Genomic DNA, 18,574 nt, shown 5'->3' with positions numbered 1-18,574 from the left:
CCGGCCCCAACGGAATGCCGACCGGCTTATTGCTCGGTCAGACGCATTTCCGCCACCAGCGGCAGGTGATCGCTCACCGCCGGCCAATGCACGCCGTTCCAGTCGCCGCTGGCGTTCGGTACCGTCAGGCTGTCCAGATGCCAGCGCTGCGCGTTGCCGGTGAAGAGGTAATCCACCTTGATCTCGGCATTTTCCGCCGGCCAGCTGCGGCCATCCTGCCCGTTAGGCATGATGTCGTTCCAATAGCGGCTCAATTCCAGCCAGGTCACGCTGCCCGGCACATCGTTCATGTCGCCGAACAGCAGCTTGATACCGCGCACTTCGATGGTGCGATCGTTCAGCTCCCGCACCTGATCCAAGCGCATTGTCGGATCTTCCTTGGTATCGAGATGAGTGTTGAACAGGGTGATCGGCGCCGGGAACTCCGGCACGTCGACCTTGGCGCTGAAGGCGATGCGCTGTTCGCGCTGGCCGGACGGCAGCGGATAGATCACGGCGTCGTGCAGCGGATACCTGGACAGAAACGCCAGGCCATATTCGCCGCCGTCGAAGTCGATCGCCCGGCCGAACACCGCCTGCATGCCGGTCAGCTTCGCCAGCTCAGCCGCCTGATCGACGCGGCCGCTGCGGGCGGTGAGCTTATCCACCTCTTGCAGCGCCACCACGTCGACGTTCATCGCGCGAATCGCCTTGGCGATGGCGGTCATGTCGCTGACCTTGCCGGCGGCGATATTGAAGCTGGCGACGCGGATCTTCGGCGCCTGTTCCAGTTCGTAGGTTTTGTTTTTCAGGCCGCCCAGCGCGCTGGCCACTTCGCGGCTGTTGGCGTTGCTGTTGGCATGCCCGGTGTCGGCAGAGGACCAGGCGCTGGGAGAGAGGCCAAGGGACAGTAAGGTGATAAGCAGAGCGTGACCGGTGTGCATGAATTCTCCTTGAGGAACAGATAAGTGTTATGTAGGCGCTTCCCGGCCCACAGCTAACACCGATTTTGCCGCAGAAACCTGCGACGATTTCCTAGTTTCACCGCTATTTTTTGTTTCTGCGCGATGCTTCGCATTCTGGCAGTTTACGCATTGCACCGTTGGACAAACGGCTGATTTCGTTTTAAAACCGGTAGATTGCCAACCGCGAGGAGTTCCGATGACCAGCCCGATTGCCGAACAGCTCACCGAACGTTTCTTCCGCTACCTGGCGGTGACCAGCCAGAGCGACGCCGCCGCAACCACCCTGCCCAGCACGCCGGGGCAGCATGAGATGGCGCAGCTGCTGGCGGAAGAGCTGCGCCGGCTCGGCCTGGCCGACGTGCAGATAGACGACCACGCCACCGTCACCGCCCGCAAGCCCGGCACCCAACCCGGCGCGCCGCGCATCGGCTTCATCACCCATATCGACACCGTGGACGTCGGCCTGTCGCCCGAAATTCGCCCGCAGCGCCTACGCTTCACCGGCGAAGATTTATGCCTGAACGCCGAGCAAGATATCTGGCTGCGCACCGCCGAGCACCCGGAGATCCTGCCCTACCGGAACGAAGAGATCCTGTTCAGCGACGGCACCAGCGTGCTGGGCGCCGACAACAAGGCGGCGGTCACCGTGGTGATGACGCTGCTGGCCAACCTGACCGCCACCGATCGCCACGGCGATATCGTGGTGGCGTTCGTGCCGGATGAAGAGATCGGCCTGCGCGGTGCCAAGGCGCTGGATCTGCAGCGTTTCGCCGTCGATTTCGCCTACACCATCGATTGCTGCGAATTGGGTGAAGTGGTTTACGAGAATTTCAACGCGGCGGCGGCGGAGATCCGCATCGAAGGGGTAACCGCCCACCCGATGTCGGCGAAAAACGTGTTAATCAACCCGATACGCATCGCCAACGACATCATCAACCGATTCGACGTGCAGGATACCCCGGAACACACCGACGGACGCGAGGGCTATTTCTGGTTCACGGATCTGGCCGCCAATGCCAATCAGGCGACGCTGAAGGTGTCGATTCGCGACTTCGATCGCGCCACCTTCGAGGCACGCAAAGCCCGCCTTGAGGAGACGGTGCGCCAGGTGGCGGCCAGCTATCCACGCGCCAACGTCAGCTGCAGCATCAGCGACATCTACAGCAACATCAGCAACGCCATCGGCGAAGATCGGCGCGCCATCGATCTGATCTTTGGCGCCCTTGCCGCCCACGGCATCCCGCCGAAGGTGATCCCGATGCGCGGCGGCACCGACGGCGCGGCGCTCTCGAGCCGCGGCATCCTGACGCCCAATTACTTCACCGGCGCGCATAACTTCCACTCGCGCTTCGAGTTTTTACCCGTCAGCGCCTTTGTGAAATCCTACCAGGTGACCCGCAGCATTTGCCTGTTGGCCGCCCGGCAGAGCGGCAATCAGAGTTAGCTCAACAGCCAGCCGACCAGCGCGGCCCACGCCAGCAGCGGCAGCGAGTAATAGTGGAAGCGCAACCAGATCTTGCGCTCCCCCGCCATGCGCAGCGCAATCAGGTTGGCGAGCGAGCCGACCGCCACCCCAAAGCCGCCGGCATTAACCGCATAGGCCAACTGCGCGCTGGCGGGCACATAGTTGAGCAGCAAAATGGTGGCCGGCACGTTGCTGACGATCTGCGACAGCCCGACGCCCAGCGCGTACACCCCGCCGTCGCTGAGCCCGGCGATCGCGGCAAACGCCGGCTGGAGCGGCGGCAGGCGGGTAAACAGGCCAACATCGATAAACATGGCGGCGAACACGAAAATCAGGCTCCAGTCGATCTGCAACAGCACCCGGCGCGCCAGCAATAAAAAGCCGGCGAACACCGCCAGCAACCCATACAGCGGCAGACCGATATCCAAGCACAGCAGGAAGACCGCATACAGCCCCACGCAGCTCAGCAACAGCGGCCGTTGATAGGGGTAGCCCTCGGTATTCGGCGTTTTCACGATGTCGCGCGCCGGGAAGCTGAACCAGGTCAGCGCCAGCAGGCTCAGCATCATCGCGGCGCCAAACGGCGCCATCTGGCCGATGAAGCCGAGGAAAGAGAGGCCGGAGCGGCTCCACAGCAGGATATTTTGCGGGTTGCCGATCGGCGTCAGCAACGAACCAGCGTTCACCGCCAGCGCCTGAAAGATGATCAAACGGCCCACCGGCAGCGCCGACAGTTTTTTCAGCGTGATGGTGAGCGGAATGACGATAAACAGCGCCACGTCGTTGGTCAGAAACGACGACAACAGCGCGGCAGAGAACACCAAGAACAGCGCCAGCCGCCGTTCGCTATGCAGCCGGTTGATAATCTTGCGGCCAACGAAGTCGAAGTAGCCGCTGACCTCAACGCCTTTGGTCAGCAGCATCAGTCCCAACAGAGTAATGAGGGTGCGGCCGTCGATAAACCCGCCCAGCGCCGCCATCGGCTGCGGATGAAAGGCGAACATCGCTACGCCGGCCAACAACAGCGCATGCAGGAAACGGTCTTTGACAAAGGGATGGATAAGCCGGGAAATGGCGGTTGAACTCATGGTGGCAGCTTGAAACCTCAGCGAGAAGCATGAGCGAGACGTTAGCTCAGGCGCAGCCACAACGCCAGCAAAATGCTATTTTACCTTTATCCGCTTTCCATTTGCCGCGCTTTACTTTATTTGTAGCGGCTTTCTCGTTTTCAAAGGACATGTTATGGCTTCCCTGTTCGCCAAAGGGGCGTTGCTCAGCGCCTTATGCGCCCTGCTCGCCGCCTGCGACGATGCCTCCTCCCGCCCGCAAATCGATATCGACGGCAAGACCATGGGCACCTTCTACAGCGTTAAAGTCAGCGGTGACGTCGCGATCGGCAAGCAAGAACTGCAGCGGCAGATCGACGCGGTGCTCGAACGGGCCAACGACGATATCTCCACCTACCGCGCCGACTCGGTGCTGTCGCAATTTAACCGTAGCGCCAGCCTCGAACCGCAGCCGATCCCGCGCGGCATGGCGGACATCGTGCTGATGGCCCAGCGCATCGGCCGCGATACCGGTGGCGCCATGGACATCACCGTCGGCCCACTGGTGAACCTGTGGGGATTCGGCCCCGACAAGCATCCGGTCAAGGTGCCGGAACAGGCGCAGATCGACGCGGCGAAGCAGCGCATCGGCCTGCAGCACCTGAAGCTTATCAGCGACAATCGCGGGGAGTGGCTGCAAAAAGATCTGCCGGACATGTATGTCGATCTCTCGACGCTGGGCGAAGGCTACGGTGCCGATGAACTGGTGCGCCTGATGAACCGCAACGGCATTACCAACTACCTGGTATCGGTCGGCGGCGCGGTCTCTTCACGCGGCGTCAACGGCCAGGGCAAACCCTGGCGAGTGGCGATCCAAAAGCCGACCGACCGTGAAAACGCGGTGCAGGCGCTGGTGGATCTGCACGGTTACGGCATCAGCACCGCCGGCAGCTACCGCAACTACTTTGAACAAAACGGCCAGCGCTACTCCCATGTCATCGATCCGACCACCGGCAGGCCGATCAACCACCGACTGGTTTCCGCCACGGTGATCGCCCCTACCGCGCTAGAGGCCGACGGTTGGGATACCGGCCTGATGGTGCTGGGCACGGAGAAAGCGTTGAAACTTGCCGAAGAGAAAGGGCTGGCGGTCTACCTGATCAGCAAAACCGACGACGGCTTTAGCGCCGTGATGACGCCGCAGTTCAAGGCGTTTTTGGTGCAGTGAAATAAAAAAGCCCGGCACGCAATGGCCGGGCTGGTTGCATGCGCCCGCAGGCGCCGCGCCGATCACTTGGTCAGCGCGATGATGCCGAGGGTCAGACCGGCCACTGCCGCCGCGCCGCCGGCGATCGCGCCCGCGGTTTCCCAGTTATCCTGAGTGGTGCCCTTCATGCAGGTGTTGGTGTGCACCAGACGCCCCTGGTCATCGTAGACCGGAACGCAGGGAGAATCGGTGGCGCATCCGGCCAACACGGCCGACAGTAACCCAACCGCAATTAACTTTTTCATACTTCTTGCCTCAATGTTCGATCACTTTAGAAAGCCACGCCGAGCGATAATCACGCTACCTGGCTATTGTATGCCCAACGCGTGTAATGGCGAGGTAATGATGTGTCAGGGGATGTGATTTGGGAAAACTCCGAGCGCTCGCCCGGCGGGCTTTGAACGGTAAAAAGCCCGCGAAAACGCGGGCTTGATGGCGAGATGAAGCTCAGGCGGAATTATTTTGCCAGTTTGCGCATCACCAGGGTGGCGTTGGTGCCGCCGAAGCCGAAGCTGTTGGACATCACGGTGGTCAGCTCGCGCTGAGTCGGCTGAGTCACGATGTTCATGCCGGCCGCCTGCTCATCCAGGGTTTCGATGTTAATGCTCGGCGCGATAAAGCCGTGCTCCAGCATCAGCAGGCTGTAGATCGCTTCCTGCACGCCTGCGGCGCCCAGCGAGTGACCGGTCATCGCCTTGGTGGAGGAGATAGCCGGGGTATTGTCGCCGAACACTTCACGAATCGCGCCCAGCTCTTTCACGTCGCCTACCGGCGTGGAGGTGCCGTGCACGTTGATGTAGTCGATAGGCGCATCCAGATCCTGCATCGCCATCTTCATGCAGCGCACCGCGCCTTCGCCCGATGGCGCAACCATGTCGGCGCCGTCGGACGTTGCGCCGTAGCCAACGATTTCTGCGTAGATGTGCGCACCGCGCGCCAGCGCGTGCTCCAGTTCTTCAACCACGACCATACCGCCGCCGCCGGCGATGACGAAACCGTCACGATCGGCGTCGTAGGTGCGGGAAGCTTTTTCCGGCGTGTCGTTGTACTTGGTGGACAGCGCGCCCATCGCGTCGAACTCGCAGGCCATTTCCCAGCACAGCTCTTCGCCGCCGCCGGCGAACACGATGTCCTGTTTGCCCAGCTGGATTTGCTCAACCGCGTTACCGATGCAGTGTGCAGAGGTCGCGCAAGCGGAGCTGATGGAGTAGTTTACGCCGTGGATTTTGAACGGCGTCGCCAGGCAGGCGGAAACACCGGAGGCCATGGCTTTGGTGACCACGTACGGGCCAACCGCTTTCAGGCCGCGCGGGCTGCGCATCGCATCGGCGCCGAATACCTGGAAGCGCGGAGAACCGCCGCCGGAACCGGCGATCAGGCCCACGCGCGGGTTGTTTTGATACTCTTCTTCCTTCAGGCCGGAAGAAGCGATCGCTTCTTGCATCGCCAGGAAGGCATAGATGGAAGCATCGCTCATGAAACGCGCCGCCTTGCGGTCGATCAGGCCGGTCGTGTCGAGCTTAACTTGCCCCCATACGTGACTACGCATGCCGGAATCTTTCAGTTCCTGGGAGAAAGTGATCCCAGAACGTCCTTCCTGCAGGCTCGCCAGGACCTCCTGCTGGTTATTACCAATGCTGGAGACAACTCCCAGGCCAGTAATCACTGCACGTTTCATTCAATACCTCTTCCACTATTTACCTACGGGATTTTGCATCGCACTTTAGCGTACAGATGTAAGCCGAACAAGTCCGATCAGCGTTTTTCAGCTTTATTGTTGTCCAGTTTGCGCCAGGGCGCCAGCGCCGTTAGAATTCGCGGCATCCCTTGAATTTCGAGCTATTGACCGTGAACCACGCCCCCATCCAAACCGCAACGCTAACCTGGAACGAACAGGGTACACCTGTTTCGAAACAGTTTGATGACGTCTATTTTTCCAATCAGGATGGGCTGGAAGAAACCCGCTATGTCTTCCTGCACGGCAACCGGCTGCCGCAGCGTTTCGCCACTCACCCGCGCCCGCTGTTAGTGGTGGCGGAAACCGGATTCGGCACCGGGCTCAATTTCCTTACGCTGTGGCAGGCCTTCGCGGGCTTCCGCCAGGCCGAGCCGGATGCTGCACTACAACGCCTGCACTTTATCAGCTTTGAAAAATTCCCCCTGCAGCAGGCCGATTTGGCGGCGGCGCATGCGCGCTGGCCGGAGCTGGCCCCCTATGCCGACGAGCTGCGCGCCCAATGGCCGCTGCCGCTGCCGGGCTGCCATCGTCTGCTGTTGGCCGAAGGCCGCATTACGCTCGATCTGTGGTTCGGCGACGTCAACGAACTGCTGCCTCAGTTCGACGCCAGCATGAATAACCAGGTCGACGCCTGGTTTCTCGACGGCTTCGCACCGGCCAAAAATCCCGACATGTGGACCGAGCAACTGTTCGCCGCCATGGCGCGTTTCGCCCGGCCGGAAGGCAGCTTCGCCACCTTTACCGCCGCCGGCTTCGTGCGCCGCGGCTTGCAACAGGCCGGGTTTCAGGTCAACCGTTGCAAAGGCTTCGGCCAAAAACGTGAGATGCTCGCCGGCGGTCTGCCGGCCGATACGCAGCCTACACCCCACCCGGCGCCCTGGTATCGGCGTCCGGCGGCGGACAACACCGCCGACATCGCCCTGATCGGCGGTGGCGTCGCCAGCGCGCTCACCGCGTTGGCCTTATTGCGGCGCGGCGCCAGCGTCACGCTGTACTGCGCCGACGAGCAGGCGGCCGAGGGCGCTTCCGGCAACCGCCAGGGGGCGATTTATCCTCTGCTGAACGGCAGCGGCGACGCGCTGGAGAGTTTCTTCAGCGCCGCGTTTCCCTTCGCCCGTCGTCAATACGACACCCTCTTGCAACAAGGCGTCACCTTTGATCACCAGTGGTGCGGCGTCAGCCAGCTGGCCTACGACGAAAAGAGCGGGGCCAAGATCGCCAATATGCTGAAAACCGACTGGCCGCCGGCGATGGCGATGGCGGCCGACCGCAAGACGCTCAGCGAACTGTGCGGCGTCGATACCGGCTTTGGCGGCATCACCTACCCGCAGGGCGGCTGGCTCTGCCCGGCCGAGCTGACGCGCGGCGCTCTCGCGCTGGCGCAGCGGCAGGGTCTGGTCTGCCGCTACCGGCACGACGCGCAGGCGCTGGCGCGTGAAGAAAACGGCTGGCGTATCGACTTCGCCCACGGCGAAAGCCACCGCCATGCGACGGTGATCCTGGCCAACGGGCACCGGTTGGCCGAGCTGGCGCCGACGCAAGTCCTGCCGCTGTACTCGGTGCGCGGGCAGGTGTCGCACATTCCAAGCTCGCCGGCCCTCGGTCAGTTGAAACAGGTCTTGTGCTACGACGGCTACCTGACGCCGGTCAATGCCAACAACGGCCAACACTGCATCGGCGCCAGCTACCAGCGTGGCGACACCGCCACCGACTACCGCGAGCAGGAGCAACAGGAAAACCGCGAGCGCCTGCTGCGCTGCCTGCCGGAACAGGCCTGGCCACAGCAGGTGGACGTCAGCGCTCATCAGGCGCGCTGCGGCGTGCGCAGCGCCACCCGCGATCATCTGCCGATGGTCGGCGCGCTGCCGGACTATCAGGCCACGGTGACGCAGTATCAGGATTTGCAGCGGCAGAACCAGCGTGGCGAAACCGTCGCCGAGGCGCCGGTCTATCCCGGCCTGTTCGCTATCGGCGGGTTGGGATCGCGCGGGCTGTGCTCGGCGCCGCTGGCGGCGGAAATTCTGGCGGCGCAGCTGTTCGGCGAACCGTTGCCGGGCGATGCACGCCTGCTGGCGGCGTTGAATCCGAATCGGATGTGGATACGAAAGCTGCTGAAAGGGCGTGCGGTTTAATTCATGAATGAGGGGCGCGGTGATGCGCCCCGGCATGGCGGTCAAGCGGCAGGCGTGGCGGCCTGATAGAGGTTTTCCCACATGCCGCGCACCAAGATCTGATCCGGCGGCGAGAGTTCCCCGGCGGCGATCGCCTTATGCAGGCTCTCTTCCACCCGCGCTTTCAGCGCTTCGGCAGTGTGCTCACCCTGCTCTTCCGCTTCGGCCACCGCCAGCGTCAGATGACCGCGCAGGTAGCCACCGGCAAACAGTTCATCATCGCTGGCGTGCTCTACCATGTCATCAATCAGCGCCAAAATGCGCGCTTCGAATTCTGCGATCATCAAATTTCCTCATTAAATAGCGGGCTGTGGCGTCAGTTGAGATCTTCCGGGTACGGAAAATGCTCGGCCGCCAACGGTGGCGTATTGTAGAACGATTGCAACGCCTGAATAAAGCGCGCAGGCCGTGTGGGTATTCCCTGCTCCAGCAGCGCCAATACCCGGGCGCGCACCTTGCGCTGGAACGCGATACGATCCGGCTCGCAGTCGCCGTTCAGGTTGTCGCAGCTGACGTTGAACGGGAAACCGGCCGCCACGCAGAACATCCATTCCAGCGCCTGCGGTTTGATCTCTACCGCTTCGAATTCACTCTGGGTTTGCGCGTCGCGCCCGTCCGGGCAATACCAGTAACCGAAGTCCACCAGCTGGCGGCGCGCTTCGCCGGCGATGCACCAGTGCGAGATTTCGTGCAGGCCGCTGGCGTAGAAGCCATGGGCAAACACGATGCGGTGATACGGCAGTTCGTCGTCGGCCGGCAGGTAGATAGGCTCGTCGTCGCCCTTCACCAGGCGGGTATTGTAGTCATCGCTGAAGCACTGATTGAAGATCTCGATCAGCTGTTCATAACGATGACGGGTCTGCATGTCTGACATAGAAACTCTATAACCACAAAAATAAAGAGGCCATTATACCCGATAAGACAGGGTGCGTAAGCAACGCCCCCTGTTCATCTTTAACCGTGCACCAAGGCGGTCAACCACTGCTGAATTTCCGGGCCGTGATTGTCGTACAGCAGCTTGAGGCTCATCACCAGCGAGACGATCACGATCATCGGCCGAATCAGCTTCTGCCCGCGGGTCAGCACCATGTGCGCGCCCAAACGCGCCCCCAGCACCTGCCCCACCAGCATCACCAGACCGATGCTCCACACCACCTTGCCGCCGATGATGAACAGCGCCAACCCGCCGACGTTGGAGGTGAAGTTCAGCACCTTGGCATGCGCCGTAGACTTGGCGAGGTTAAAACCGCACAGCGTCACATAGGCCAACGCGTAGAAAGACCCGGCGCCGGGGCCGAAGAAACCGTCGTAAAACCCGACGCAACCGCCGGCCACCAGCCCAAACGGCAAGGCCCCGAGGCGGCGTTGACGATCTTCCTCACCCAGCCGCGGCATCAGCAGGAAATAGAGGCCGATGCCGATCACCAGCAACGGCAACATCTGCCGCAGCAAATCGGCACGCATATGCTGCACCAGAATGGCGCCGGCGATCGAACCGATCAGCGTCAGAAATATCGTCAGCTTTTGGTCGTTGAGGTTCACCGCGCGCCGACGAATAAAGTACAGGCTGGCGGAGAAGGAGCCGCCGACCGACTGCAGTTTGTTGGTGGCCAGCGCCTGCGCCGGGGGAACCCCCACCGCCAGCAGGGCCGGTACCGTCAGCAACCCACCGCCGCCGGCGATGGAGTCGATAAACCCCGCCAGCAGCGCTACCGCAAACAACACCCCGAGCATCTCGGGGCCAATGACAAACCAGTCCATGTGTTATTCCGCTGAGAAATGGTGATCCAGCAATGCCTGACAGGTCGGCGGTAACGGCGGCGGCACGGATTTGCCCGGCTTGGCGTTAGGTTGATGCGGCACGAACCAGCTCGCCAGTTCGGCGCCGCAGCCGTCGCCCGGCGGCGGCGTATCCTGCTCCTGGCACTCCAGGCTGCCGGCCGGGCAGCGCAGGCGCACGTGCATGTGCGCACGATGGCCGAACCACGGGCGCACCTTGTGCAGCCAGGCGCGATCGGCGCCGGCATCCAGGCACAGGCGCTGCTTGATCGCCGGGTTGACGAAGATGCGCGTCACCTCCGCGTCCTGCGCCGCCAGCTTGATCAGCGACTCAATTTGCGGCTGCCATTGGCTGGCCACCACCTGTTTGCCGTCCCCTGATACCAGGTCGATCGGCTGTGGTTTCAGCAATTGCTGCGCGCTCCAGCGTTGGCGCGGCAGCTGCAGCCAGATGTCGACGTCGAGCCCCGACTGGTGGCTGGCGTGGCCGCTGCTGAAGCGGCCGCCGGCCGGCATCGCCATGTCGCCGATCAGCACCGTGCCCAGCGCTTTCTGGTTCGCCTGGCTGCTGAGGCGCTGAATAAACGCCAGCAGATCCGGGTGGCCGAAATAGCGGCGCTGGTCGGTACGCATCACCTGGTAGTTCGGTGAGTTCAGCGGCAACGGCTGCGCGCCGATGATGCAGCCGTTGGCGAAACCGCCCACCGCCTGTGGCGCGCCGGCCACCGGGTGATCGATTTTCTGCCACGGCGTCAGCGCCATGGCGGAGGCGGAGGCCGTCAGGGCCACCAGGCCCAACATCCAGTTTTTCATGGCGATTACCAGCGAGGCACGTCGGAAACCACATCACCGTTTTGCGCACGCTGGCGCAGCAGGTGATCCATCAGCACGATCGCCATCATCGCTTCGGCGATCGGCACGGCGCGGATACCCACGCACGGATCGTGGCGACCGCGGGTGACCATTTCCACCGCTTCGCCCTGGCGATTGATGGTGCGGCCCGGCACCATGATGCTGGAGGTCGGCTTCAGCGCCAGATGCGCCACCACCGGTTGGCCGCTGCTGATGCCGCCGAGAATGCCGCCGGCATGGTTGCTCTGGAAGCCTTCCGGGGTGATTTCATCGCGGTTTTCGCTGCCTCGTTTGGTCACCACGGCGAATCCGTCGCCGATCTCCACGCCTTTCACCGCGTTGATGCTCATCAGCGCGTGCGCCAGATCGGCGTCGAGGCGGTCAAATACCGGCTCGCCCAGGCCAACCGGCACGTTTTCTGCGATCACGCTGACCTTGGCGCCGATGGAGTCGCCCTCTTTTTTCAGCGCGCGCATCAGTTCGTCCAGCGCTTCCAGCTTGTCCGGATCCGGACAGAAGAACGGGTTCTGCTCGACCTGATCCCAGTCTTTCAGCTCGCAGGTCACGTCGCCGATCTGCGCCAGATAGCCGCGTACCTGCACGCCGAATTTCTGCTGCAGGTATTTCTTGGCGATAGCGCCCGCCGCGACGCGCATGGCGGTTTCACGCGCCGAAGAACGGCCACCGCCGCGATAGTCGCGCAGGCCGTATTTCTGTTCGTAGGTGTAGTCGGCATGCCCGGGACGGAACACGTCTTTGATGGCGCTGTAGTCTTGCGAGCGCTGATCGGTGTTCTCAATGATCAAACCGATGCTGGTGCCGGTGGTCACGCCTTCGAATACGCCGGAGAGAATGCGTACCTGATCCGGTTCGCGACGTTGGGTGGTGTAACGCGAGGTGCCCGGACGACGGCGGTCCAGATCGTGTTGCAAATCGGCTTCGGTGAGCGGAATGCCGGGCGGCACGCCGTCGACGATACAACCCAGCGCCACCCCGTGAGATTCACCGAAGGTGGTGACGCGGAAAATCTGCCCAATACTGTTTCCTGCCATCACGGCTCCTTACCGTTAGTCTTTTATTGTTATGAGGCCCGCCGTGCGGGCCCTGGAAATGCGGTTTAGCTGCGGTAGAGGCTGAAGTGTTCCTTGCAATCCACCAGCTGCTGTTTGGTCAGCATGAACACGCCGTCGCCGCCGTTTTCGAACTCCAGCCAGGTGAACGGAATGTCCGGATATTGATCCATCAGGTGCACCATGCTGTTACCCACTTCACAAATCAGCACGCCGTCGTCGGTCAGGTAGTCCGGCGCGCAGGCCAGGATGCGGCGCACCAGCTTCAGGCCGTCGCTGCCCGCCGCCAGGCCCAGCTCCGGCTCAAAGCGGAACTCCTGCGGCAGATCGGACATGTCTTCCGCATCGACGTACGGCGGGTTGGTGACGATCAGATCGTACTGGATCGCGGGAACGTCGCGGAACAGATCGGAACGGATCGGGATCACCTGGTGTTCGACGCCGTGCGCCTGAATGTTGCGCTCGGTCACCGCCAGCACCTCACTGGAGATGTCCACCGCGTCCACTTCCGCCTCCGGGAAAGCGTAGCCGCAGGCGATGGCGATACAGCCGCTGCCGGTGCACATGTCGAGGATATGGCGTGGCGGGTGTGGGATCAGCGCGCTGAAGCGATCGTTGATCAGCTCGCCGATCGGCGAACGCGGCACCAGCACGCGCTCGTCGACGTAGAATTCCATGCCGCAGAACCAGGCCTTGTTGGTCAGGTAGGCGACCGGGATGCGCTCGTTGACGCGGCGGATCACGCGCTCAACGATGCGATGGCGCTCGCTGGAGGTCAGACGGGCGGTGTGCATGTCCTCCGGAATATCCAACGGCAGGAACAGGCTTGGCAGCACCAATTGCACCGCTTCGTCCCACGGATTATCGGTTCCGTGACCATAGTAGATATTGGCGGCGTTGAAACGGCTTACCGTCCAGCGCAGCATATCTTGAATGGTGTGCAGTTCGTTCACTGCTTCGTCGACGAAAATTTTGTCCAATTTGCCCTCCGGCAGGCGCTGTGTTTCATGATTTAGCCGCATAGTTTGCCATGAAGCCCGCGACAAATCACGCTTGCCCCTCGCGCTTTTCACTCTGGCCCGAGTTTTGCGTCGACAGCGCTCATTCACAAGGTAAACTAGCGAAATAAACGATTTCCGGTGAATGAAGCATGAAGAACAAGCCCCCTCTGAGCAAAGACGAACAACAGCTCTTCAGAGAATCGGTGGCGGGCGCGAAAAAGCTGCGCCAGGACACCATCGTCCACCGCCCGCCGAAACCCAAGGTCAAACAGATTGCCCCGCAGCGGCTGCTGCAGGAGCAGGTCGATGCCAGCTATTATTTTTCAGATGAATATCAGCCGCAGCTGGAAGAAGAAGGCCCGACGCGCTACGTGCGCCCCGGCAGCAGCCCGTATGAGCTGAAGAAGCTGCGACGCGGCGATTATTCGCCGGAGCTGTTTCTCGATTTGCACGGCCTGACCCAGCTGCAGGCCAAGCAGGAGCTGGGGGCGCTGATCGCCGCCTGCAAACGCGAACACGTGCACTGCGCCTGCGTGATGCACGGGCACGGCAAGCACATTCTCAAACAGCAAACGCCGCTGTGGCTGGCGCAGCATCCCGACGTGCTGGCGTTCCACCAGGCGCCGAAGGAATGGGGCGGCAACGCCGCCATCCTGCTGTTGGTGGAGCTGGCCGAGTAGACCCGCAGAAACGACTCAGGGCGATGTCAGACATCGCCCTGAGTTTATTCCGCACCGCATCCGCGGCTCACACTTTGGCCATCACCTGCGACGGGCTGACCTGCCATTCAAACTTGCCGTAACTGCCGTCCGCCGGCAGATCGACGTTGGCAATCGCCGAGGTCGCAAACATCGGCGGGCACTCGCCCGGGCACAGTTCGGCCACCAGATAGCCCACCAGCGGCAGGTGCGACACGATCAGCACCGAGCTCACCCCTTGCATCGCCAGCGCCTGCAGATAGCTGCCGACCTGTTCGGCGTTGCCGCCCGGCGTCAGCTCAGGCAGCACTTCTTCGCCCTCCGGCAGCGTCAAGGCTTCACGCACCGTCGCCAGCGTCTGTTCGGCCCGCAGGTAGGGGCTGACCAGCACGCGTTCAATATCTACAGACTTGGTGTTCAACCAGGCCGCCATCTGACGGGACTCGTCGCGGCCGCATAGGGTAAGGGGCCTTACCGCATCGCTGGCTGCCTCGAGCGCCGCCTCTCCGTGACGCATAATCAAAACTTGCATATTGCACCGCTGTTGTTGACAAAGTAACGCTATACAGAAACGCCGTGCGTGCTGTACCGCCGAGTTTTACAACCCAAAGCCAAAGCTTTAAAACGATAACGCGCCGTCTCTTTATGGCGGCCGGGCATTTTGCCTGAAAGTTTGCGTAAAGAAAACGCTGTTTTTTACAGCAATCCTCCCCGGGCAAACCTAGATTGCTCACAGAACAATCAATTCAACGGGTTAAATTTTAACCTTGCCGCCATGAAATTTATTGATGGCGGTCAAGCTAACTTACCGCTGCCTCCGCCTCGCTGTACAGCCTCACCGGCTGACGCTGTTGCAAGGAGTGATGGCGATCACAACGCGGCCCTGTTGCAACTATAGTGCAAATCGGGCCGCCCTGCGTTCAGCTCCCCAGCGGGTAAAAGCGCTCGCCCTGCTGCGCCATGCGCTGCAAGCGTTCGCACGGGGCGAAGTGTTCGCCGTGCTGCTGACGCAGGTAGTCCAGCGTCTTTACCACTTTCTCGGCGCCGAGCTCGTCCATATAGCGGAACGGGCCACCGAGGAACGGCGGGAAGCCGATGCCGAACACTGCGCCGACGTCGCCGTCGCGCGCGCTGCGGATCACGCCTTCGTCCAGGCAGCGCGCCGCTTCGTTCAGCATCATCATCACGCAGCGTTGAGCGACGGTCGCCGGCAGCATGTGCGCCTTCGGCGTGACGCCGAGCAGCGTATACAATGAGGTATCCGCACGTTTGCGCCGCTGCCGCTGCTGCCCTTCGCTCGGGTAGAGATAGAAGCCGCGGCCGTTCTTGCGCCCTTTGCGCCCGTCTTTCAGCACCGCATCGAACGCAGCCGGCGCAGCGAAGCGCGGCCCCAGCGCCTCGACCAGTACCGGGATGATCTTGGTGCCGACGTCGATGCCCACTTCATCCAGCAGGGTGATCGGGCCGACCGGGAAACCGAAGTCCACCAGCGCCTTGTCCAGCGACTCAATCGGCTCGCCTTCCAGCAGGCAGCGCGCCGCTTCGTTGATGTACGGCGCCAGGATGCGGTTGACGTAAAAACCGGCGCTGTCGCCCACCACGATGGCGGTCTTGCCCTGCTTGTGCGCCAACGCCACGGTGGTGGCGATGGTCTCTTCACTGGTGCCGGCGTGCGGGATCACTTCCACCAGCGGCATCTTGTCCACCGGGCTGAAGTAGTGCAGGCCGATCACCTGCTGCGGCCGCTGGGCTTTTTCGGCGATGCGGCCGATAGGCAGCGAGGAGGTATTGGAGGCGAACACGGTATGCGTCGCGCAGTTTGCTTCGACCTCGGCCACCATCTGCTGCTTCAGCGCCAAATCTTCAAACACCGCCTCGACCACGATATCCACCTGTTCAAAGCCGGTGTAATCGGTAGAGCCGGAGATCAGCATCATCTGTTTTTGCCGCTCGGCCGGGCGCATGCGCTTGCTGCGCACCCGCTTGCCGAGCACGTCCCAGCTGTATTTCAGCGCGTGATTGATGCCGGTTTCATTGATGTCTTTGATACGAACCGGCAAACCGCCGCGGGTGGCGGTGACGCAGGCGATGCCGCCGCCCATCAGACCGCCGCCGAGAATGCCGACGCGGTGCAGGGCGCGCGGCTGAGCATTGCCGCCCCGCTCTTTTTTCAGCGCGGTGGAGGCGAAGAACAGGCTGCGCAGCGCCGCCGACTGCGGCGTCATCGCCAGTTCGCCGAAGGCGCGCGCTTCGGCCTCATAACCGCTGGCGCTGCCGTGATCCAGCCCGGAGCGCACCACCTGAATGATGCGCTCCGCCGCCGGGTAGTTGCCGTGGGTTTTCGCCAACGTTTTCTTGCGCACGATGCTGAACAGCAGATTTTTGCCCAGCGGGCCGTTGAGCAGGCGATCCTGCCACGGCAGCTCGCGCTGATGTTTCCAGCCCTGTTTCACCCGCTCGATAGCGGTCTGCAACAGAATCGACTGCGGCACGGCGTCGTCCACCAACCCCATGCGCAGCGCCTGGCGGGCGCGAATGTGCTTGCCGGTCAGGATCATGTCCAACGCCTTGGCGGCGCCGACCAGGCGCGGTAGGCGCTGCGTACCGCCGGAGCCCGGCAGCAGGCCCAGCTGCACTTCCGGCAGCCCGAGCGCGGTTTTGTCATCGAGCGAACAGACGCGGCCGTGGCAGGCCAGCGCCAGTTCCAGCCCACCGCCCAGGCAGGCGCCGTGAATGGCCGCCACCACCGGCACCGGGAACGCGGCGATCTGCGCCAGCGTGCTCTGCCCTTTCTTGGCCAGCGTTTCCGCCTCTTTGGCGCTGGTGCAGGCGGCGATCATGGTGATGTCGGCGCCGGCGATAAACGAGTCCGGCTTGCCGGAAACGATCACCAGCCCTTCCAGCGCGGTATGCTGTTGCGCCCGGATCAGCACGTCGTTCACCTGTTCGACGAACTCGGCCTTGAGCGTGTTCACCTTGTCGCCCGGTACGTCGATGGTGATCACGCCGATGTTGTCGGGGCGAATCGTCAGCTGAAAGGCCGACGGTTTGGCGCGCTGTTCATGCAATGCGTTTTCAAAGCTCATCATTCCACCTCCACGATCATCGCGGCCCCTAACCCGCCGGCGGCGCAGGCGGTGGTCAGGCCCAGCCCGCCGCCGCGGCGTTTCAGCTCATGCAGCGTCTGGGTGATCATGCGCGCGCCGGTGGCGGCGAACGGGTGGCCATAGGCGATGGAACCGCCCAGGACGTTGAATTTGTCCATGTCCACCTCGCCGATCGCCTGGCTGCGGCCAAGCTTCTCGCGGGCGAACTCTTCGCTGGCGAACATCTTCAGGTTAGCCAGCGTTTGCGCGGCGAAGGCTTCATGCATGTCGATGAGCGTCAGATCGGCCAGGCCGATACCGGCGCGATCCAGCGCCAGCGGCGTGGCGTAGGAAGGCCCCAGCAGCATGTCTTCCCACACGTCGATGGCGGCGAAGGCGAAGCTGCGCAAATAGCCCAGCGGCTGCAACCCCAGCTCTTTGGCGCGCGACTCGCTCATCATCAGCACCGCCGCCGCGCCGTCGGTCAGCGGCGTGCTGTTGGCCGCGGTAACGCTGCCGTGCTTGCGATCGAACGCCGGCTTCAGCTTGGCGTAGGACGCCAGGCTGGAGTCTTTACGGATGTTGTTGTCTTCAGAAAGCTGCGCGCGGTAAGGCGGTACGTAGGCGGTCATCACCTCATCGCGCAGCCACCCCTGCTGCCAGGCCTTGGCCGCCAGCTCGTGGGAACGGTGCGCCAGCGCATCCTGCGCCTCGCGGGTGATGCCGTGGCTCTTCGCCATCTGCTCGGCGGTATCGCCCATGCGCAGCCCGGTGGAATACTCCGCCACCGCAGGCGGCACCGGCATCAGATCGCGGAATTTCAGCCGGCTGAACAGCTTGAGACGCTGCGACAGCGTGCGCGCCTTGTTGACGTCCACCAACGTGCGCGCCAACGCCTTGCTGACGCCAATCGGCAAGACGGAAGAAGAGTCCGCCCCGCCGGCGATGCCGACGCTGATGCTGCCGGCCATGATGCTCTCCGCCACGTTGGCGATCGCCTGGAAGCTGGTAGCACAGGCGCGCGACACGCTGTAGGCGTCGGTATGGACGCTCATGCCGGTGCCCAGCACGATTTCACGCGCGATGTTCGGCGCCTCGGGCATTTGCACCACCTGGCCAAACACCAGCTGTTCGATAAGCTGCGGATCGATACCGCTGCGCGCCAACAGCTCGCTCACCGCCGTTTTCCCTAAATCCACCGCCGGAATGCCGTGATAGGCAGTCGCCTGTTTGGCAAAGGGGGTACGCAGTCCATTCACAATCGCAATGCGGTCACCATGACGGGTCACCAACGGCAGTGCCTTACTCATAAATGCTCCTGAAGAAAATAACGTCAGCGCAATGGGCAGAAAGAGGTCTGACCTGATGAGGTCATTGTTAACCAAACGGTTACATTTGGCAAACCGGCAGAGATCAAAACTGCGAGCAGGCGCACTTTCTATCGGGGGGCGATGTAG

17 protein-coding genes are annotated in these 18,574 nt (G+C 62.4%); 4 read left to right on the top strand and 13 right to left on the bottom strand.

The annotated features are described in order from the left end of the window. Positions 1 to 26 precede the first annotated feature (26 nt). Complete coding sequence (locus tag GF111_RS20355; RefSeq protein WP_038876498.1) at positions 27 to 923, bottom strand: endonuclease/exonuclease/phosphatase family protein; 897 nt, start codon at positions 921 to 923, stop codon at positions 27 to 29. Positions 924 to 1,140: 217 nt separating this feature from the next. Here GF111_RS20355 and pepT point away from each other — a divergent pair, with 217 nt between their 5' ends. Beyond that, a complete protein-coding gene (gene pepT, locus GF111_RS20350; RefSeq protein ID WP_055312075.1) occupies positions 1,141 to 2,388 on the top strand; it encodes a peptidase T in 1,248 nt (415 codons plus the stop codon). Here the strand turns inward: pepT and GF111_RS20345 are convergent. Further along, a complete protein-coding gene (locus tag GF111_RS20345; protein WP_147190437.1) occupies positions 2,385 to 3,497 on the bottom strand; it encodes an SLC13 family permease in 1,113 nt (370 codons plus the stop codon). The genes pepT and GF111_RS20345 overlap by 4 nt on opposite strands. Before the next feature lie 154 nt (positions 3,498 to 3,651). Here GF111_RS20345 and apbE point away from each other — a divergent pair, with 154 nt between their 5' ends. Continuing rightward, positions 3,652 to 4,683: an FAD:protein FMN transferase ApbE gene (gene apbE / locus GF111_RS20340; RefSeq protein ID WP_047730171.1), complete on the top strand. Its 1,032-nt coding sequence runs from the start codon at positions 3,652 to 3,654 to the stop codon at positions 4,681 to 4,683. A 62-nt stretch (positions 4,684 to 4,745) separates the two neighbouring features. Here the strand turns inward: apbE and GF111_RS20335 are convergent, their stop codons facing one another. Next, a complete protein-coding gene (locus tag GF111_RS20335) occupies positions 4,746 to 4,967 on the bottom strand; it encodes a hypothetical protein (protein WP_004936201.1) in 222 nt (73 codons plus the stop codon). 212 nt (positions 4,968 to 5,179) lie between these two features. Further along, positions 5,180 to 6,400: a beta-ketoacyl-ACP synthase I gene (gene fabB, locus GF111_RS20330; RefSeq protein WP_047730170.1), complete on the bottom strand. Its 1,221-nt coding sequence runs from the start codon at positions 6,398 to 6,400 to the stop codon at positions 5,180 to 5,182. Positions 6,401 to 6,570: 170 nt separating this feature from the next. Between fabB and mnmC the strand changes: the two genes are divergently transcribed. Further along, positions 6,571 to 8,592, top strand: coding sequence for a bifunctional tRNA (5-methylaminomethyl-2-thiouridine)(34)-methyltransferase MnmD/FAD-dependent 5-carboxymethylaminomethyl-2-thiouridine(34) oxidoreductase MnmC (mnmC, locus tag GF111_RS20325; protein ID WP_038876623.1), 2,022 nt, complete (start codon positions 6,571 to 6,573; stop codon positions 8,590 to 8,592). 41 nt (positions 8,593 to 8,633) lie between these two features. Here the strand turns inward: mnmC and GF111_RS20320 are convergent, their stop codons facing one another. From GF111_RS20320 to prmB, 6 genes are all read right to left on the bottom strand, one after another. Continuing rightward, on the bottom strand, positions 8,634 to 8,915 hold the full coding sequence (locus tag GF111_RS20320) for a YfcL family protein (protein WP_016926855.1): 282 nt from the start codon (positions 8,913 to 8,915) through the stop codon (positions 8,634 to 8,636). A 32-nt stretch (positions 8,916 to 8,947) separates the two neighbouring features. Then, a complete protein-coding gene (locus GF111_RS20315) occupies positions 8,948 to 9,496 on the bottom strand; it encodes an elongation factor P hydroxylase (RefSeq protein WP_162215436.1) in 549 nt (182 codons plus the stop codon). An 89-nt stretch (positions 9,497 to 9,585) separates the two neighbouring features. Continuing rightward, complete coding sequence (locus GF111_RS20310; protein WP_038876510.1) at positions 9,586 to 10,392, bottom strand: sulfite exporter TauE/SafE family protein; 807 nt, start codon at positions 10,390 to 10,392, stop codon at positions 9,586 to 9,588. 3 nt (positions 10,393 to 10,395) lie between these two features. Then, positions 10,396 to 11,223 carry a penicillin-insensitive murein endopeptidase gene (gene mepA, locus GF111_RS20305; protein WP_038876512.1) on the bottom strand — a complete coding sequence of 276 codons (828 nt, stop codon included), beginning with the start codon at positions 11,221 to 11,223 and terminating at the stop codon, positions 10,396 to 10,398. A 5-nt stretch (positions 11,224 to 11,228) separates the two neighbouring features. Continuing rightward, a complete protein-coding gene (gene aroC, locus GF111_RS20300) occupies positions 11,229 to 12,314 on the bottom strand; it encodes a chorismate synthase (protein WP_033635387.1) in 1,086 nt (361 codons plus the stop codon). A 65-nt stretch (positions 12,315 to 12,379) separates the two neighbouring features. Next, positions 12,380 to 13,312, bottom strand: a complete 933-nt coding sequence (gene prmB, locus GF111_RS20295; protein ID WP_033648158.1) for a 50S ribosomal protein L3 N(5)-glutamine methyltransferase — start codon at positions 13,310 to 13,312, stop codon at positions 12,380 to 12,382. 170 nt (positions 13,313 to 13,482) lie between these two features. On the opposite strand from prmB, the gene smrB reads away from it, so the two are divergent. Then, complete coding sequence (gene smrB, locus GF111_RS20290; protein ID WP_004936226.1) at positions 13,483 to 14,013, top strand: endonuclease SmrB; 531 nt, start codon at positions 13,483 to 13,485, stop codon at positions 14,011 to 14,013. A gap of 67 nt (positions 14,014 to 14,080) precedes the next feature. Here smrB and sixA read toward each other — a convergent pair whose 3' ends face one another. The 3 genes from sixA to fadI form a co-directional block, all read right to left on the bottom strand. Beyond that, on the bottom strand, positions 14,081 to 14,563 hold the full coding sequence (gene sixA / locus GF111_RS20285) for a phosphohistidine phosphatase SixA (protein WP_004936230.1): 483 nt from the start codon (positions 14,561 to 14,563) through the stop codon (positions 14,081 to 14,083). A gap of 388 nt (positions 14,564 to 14,951) precedes the next feature. Further along, complete coding sequence (fadJ, locus tag GF111_RS20280) at positions 14,952 to 17,117, bottom strand: fatty acid oxidation complex subunit alpha FadJ (protein WP_038876516.1); 2,166 nt, start codon at positions 17,115 to 17,117, stop codon at positions 14,952 to 14,954. Next, the gene (fadI, locus tag GF111_RS20275; protein ID WP_033653729.1) at positions 17,117 to 18,427 is read right to left on the bottom strand and encodes an acetyl-CoA C-acyltransferase FadI; all 1,311 of its coding nucleotides are present in this window, start codon (positions 18,425 to 18,427) and stop codon (positions 17,117 to 17,119) included. Before fadI ends, fadJ begins: the two co-directional genes overlap by 1 nt. Between the last annotated feature and the right edge of the window lie 147 nt (positions 18,428 to 18,574).

The organism is Serratia sp. HRI (genome assembly GCF_010119335.3).
Lineage (GTDB): Bacteria > Pseudomonadota > Gammaproteobacteria > Enterobacterales > Enterobacteriaceae > Serratia > Serratia nevei.
Note: the sequence above shows the minus strand (reverse complement) of the source record. Positions and strands in the feature narration are given on the sequence as shown.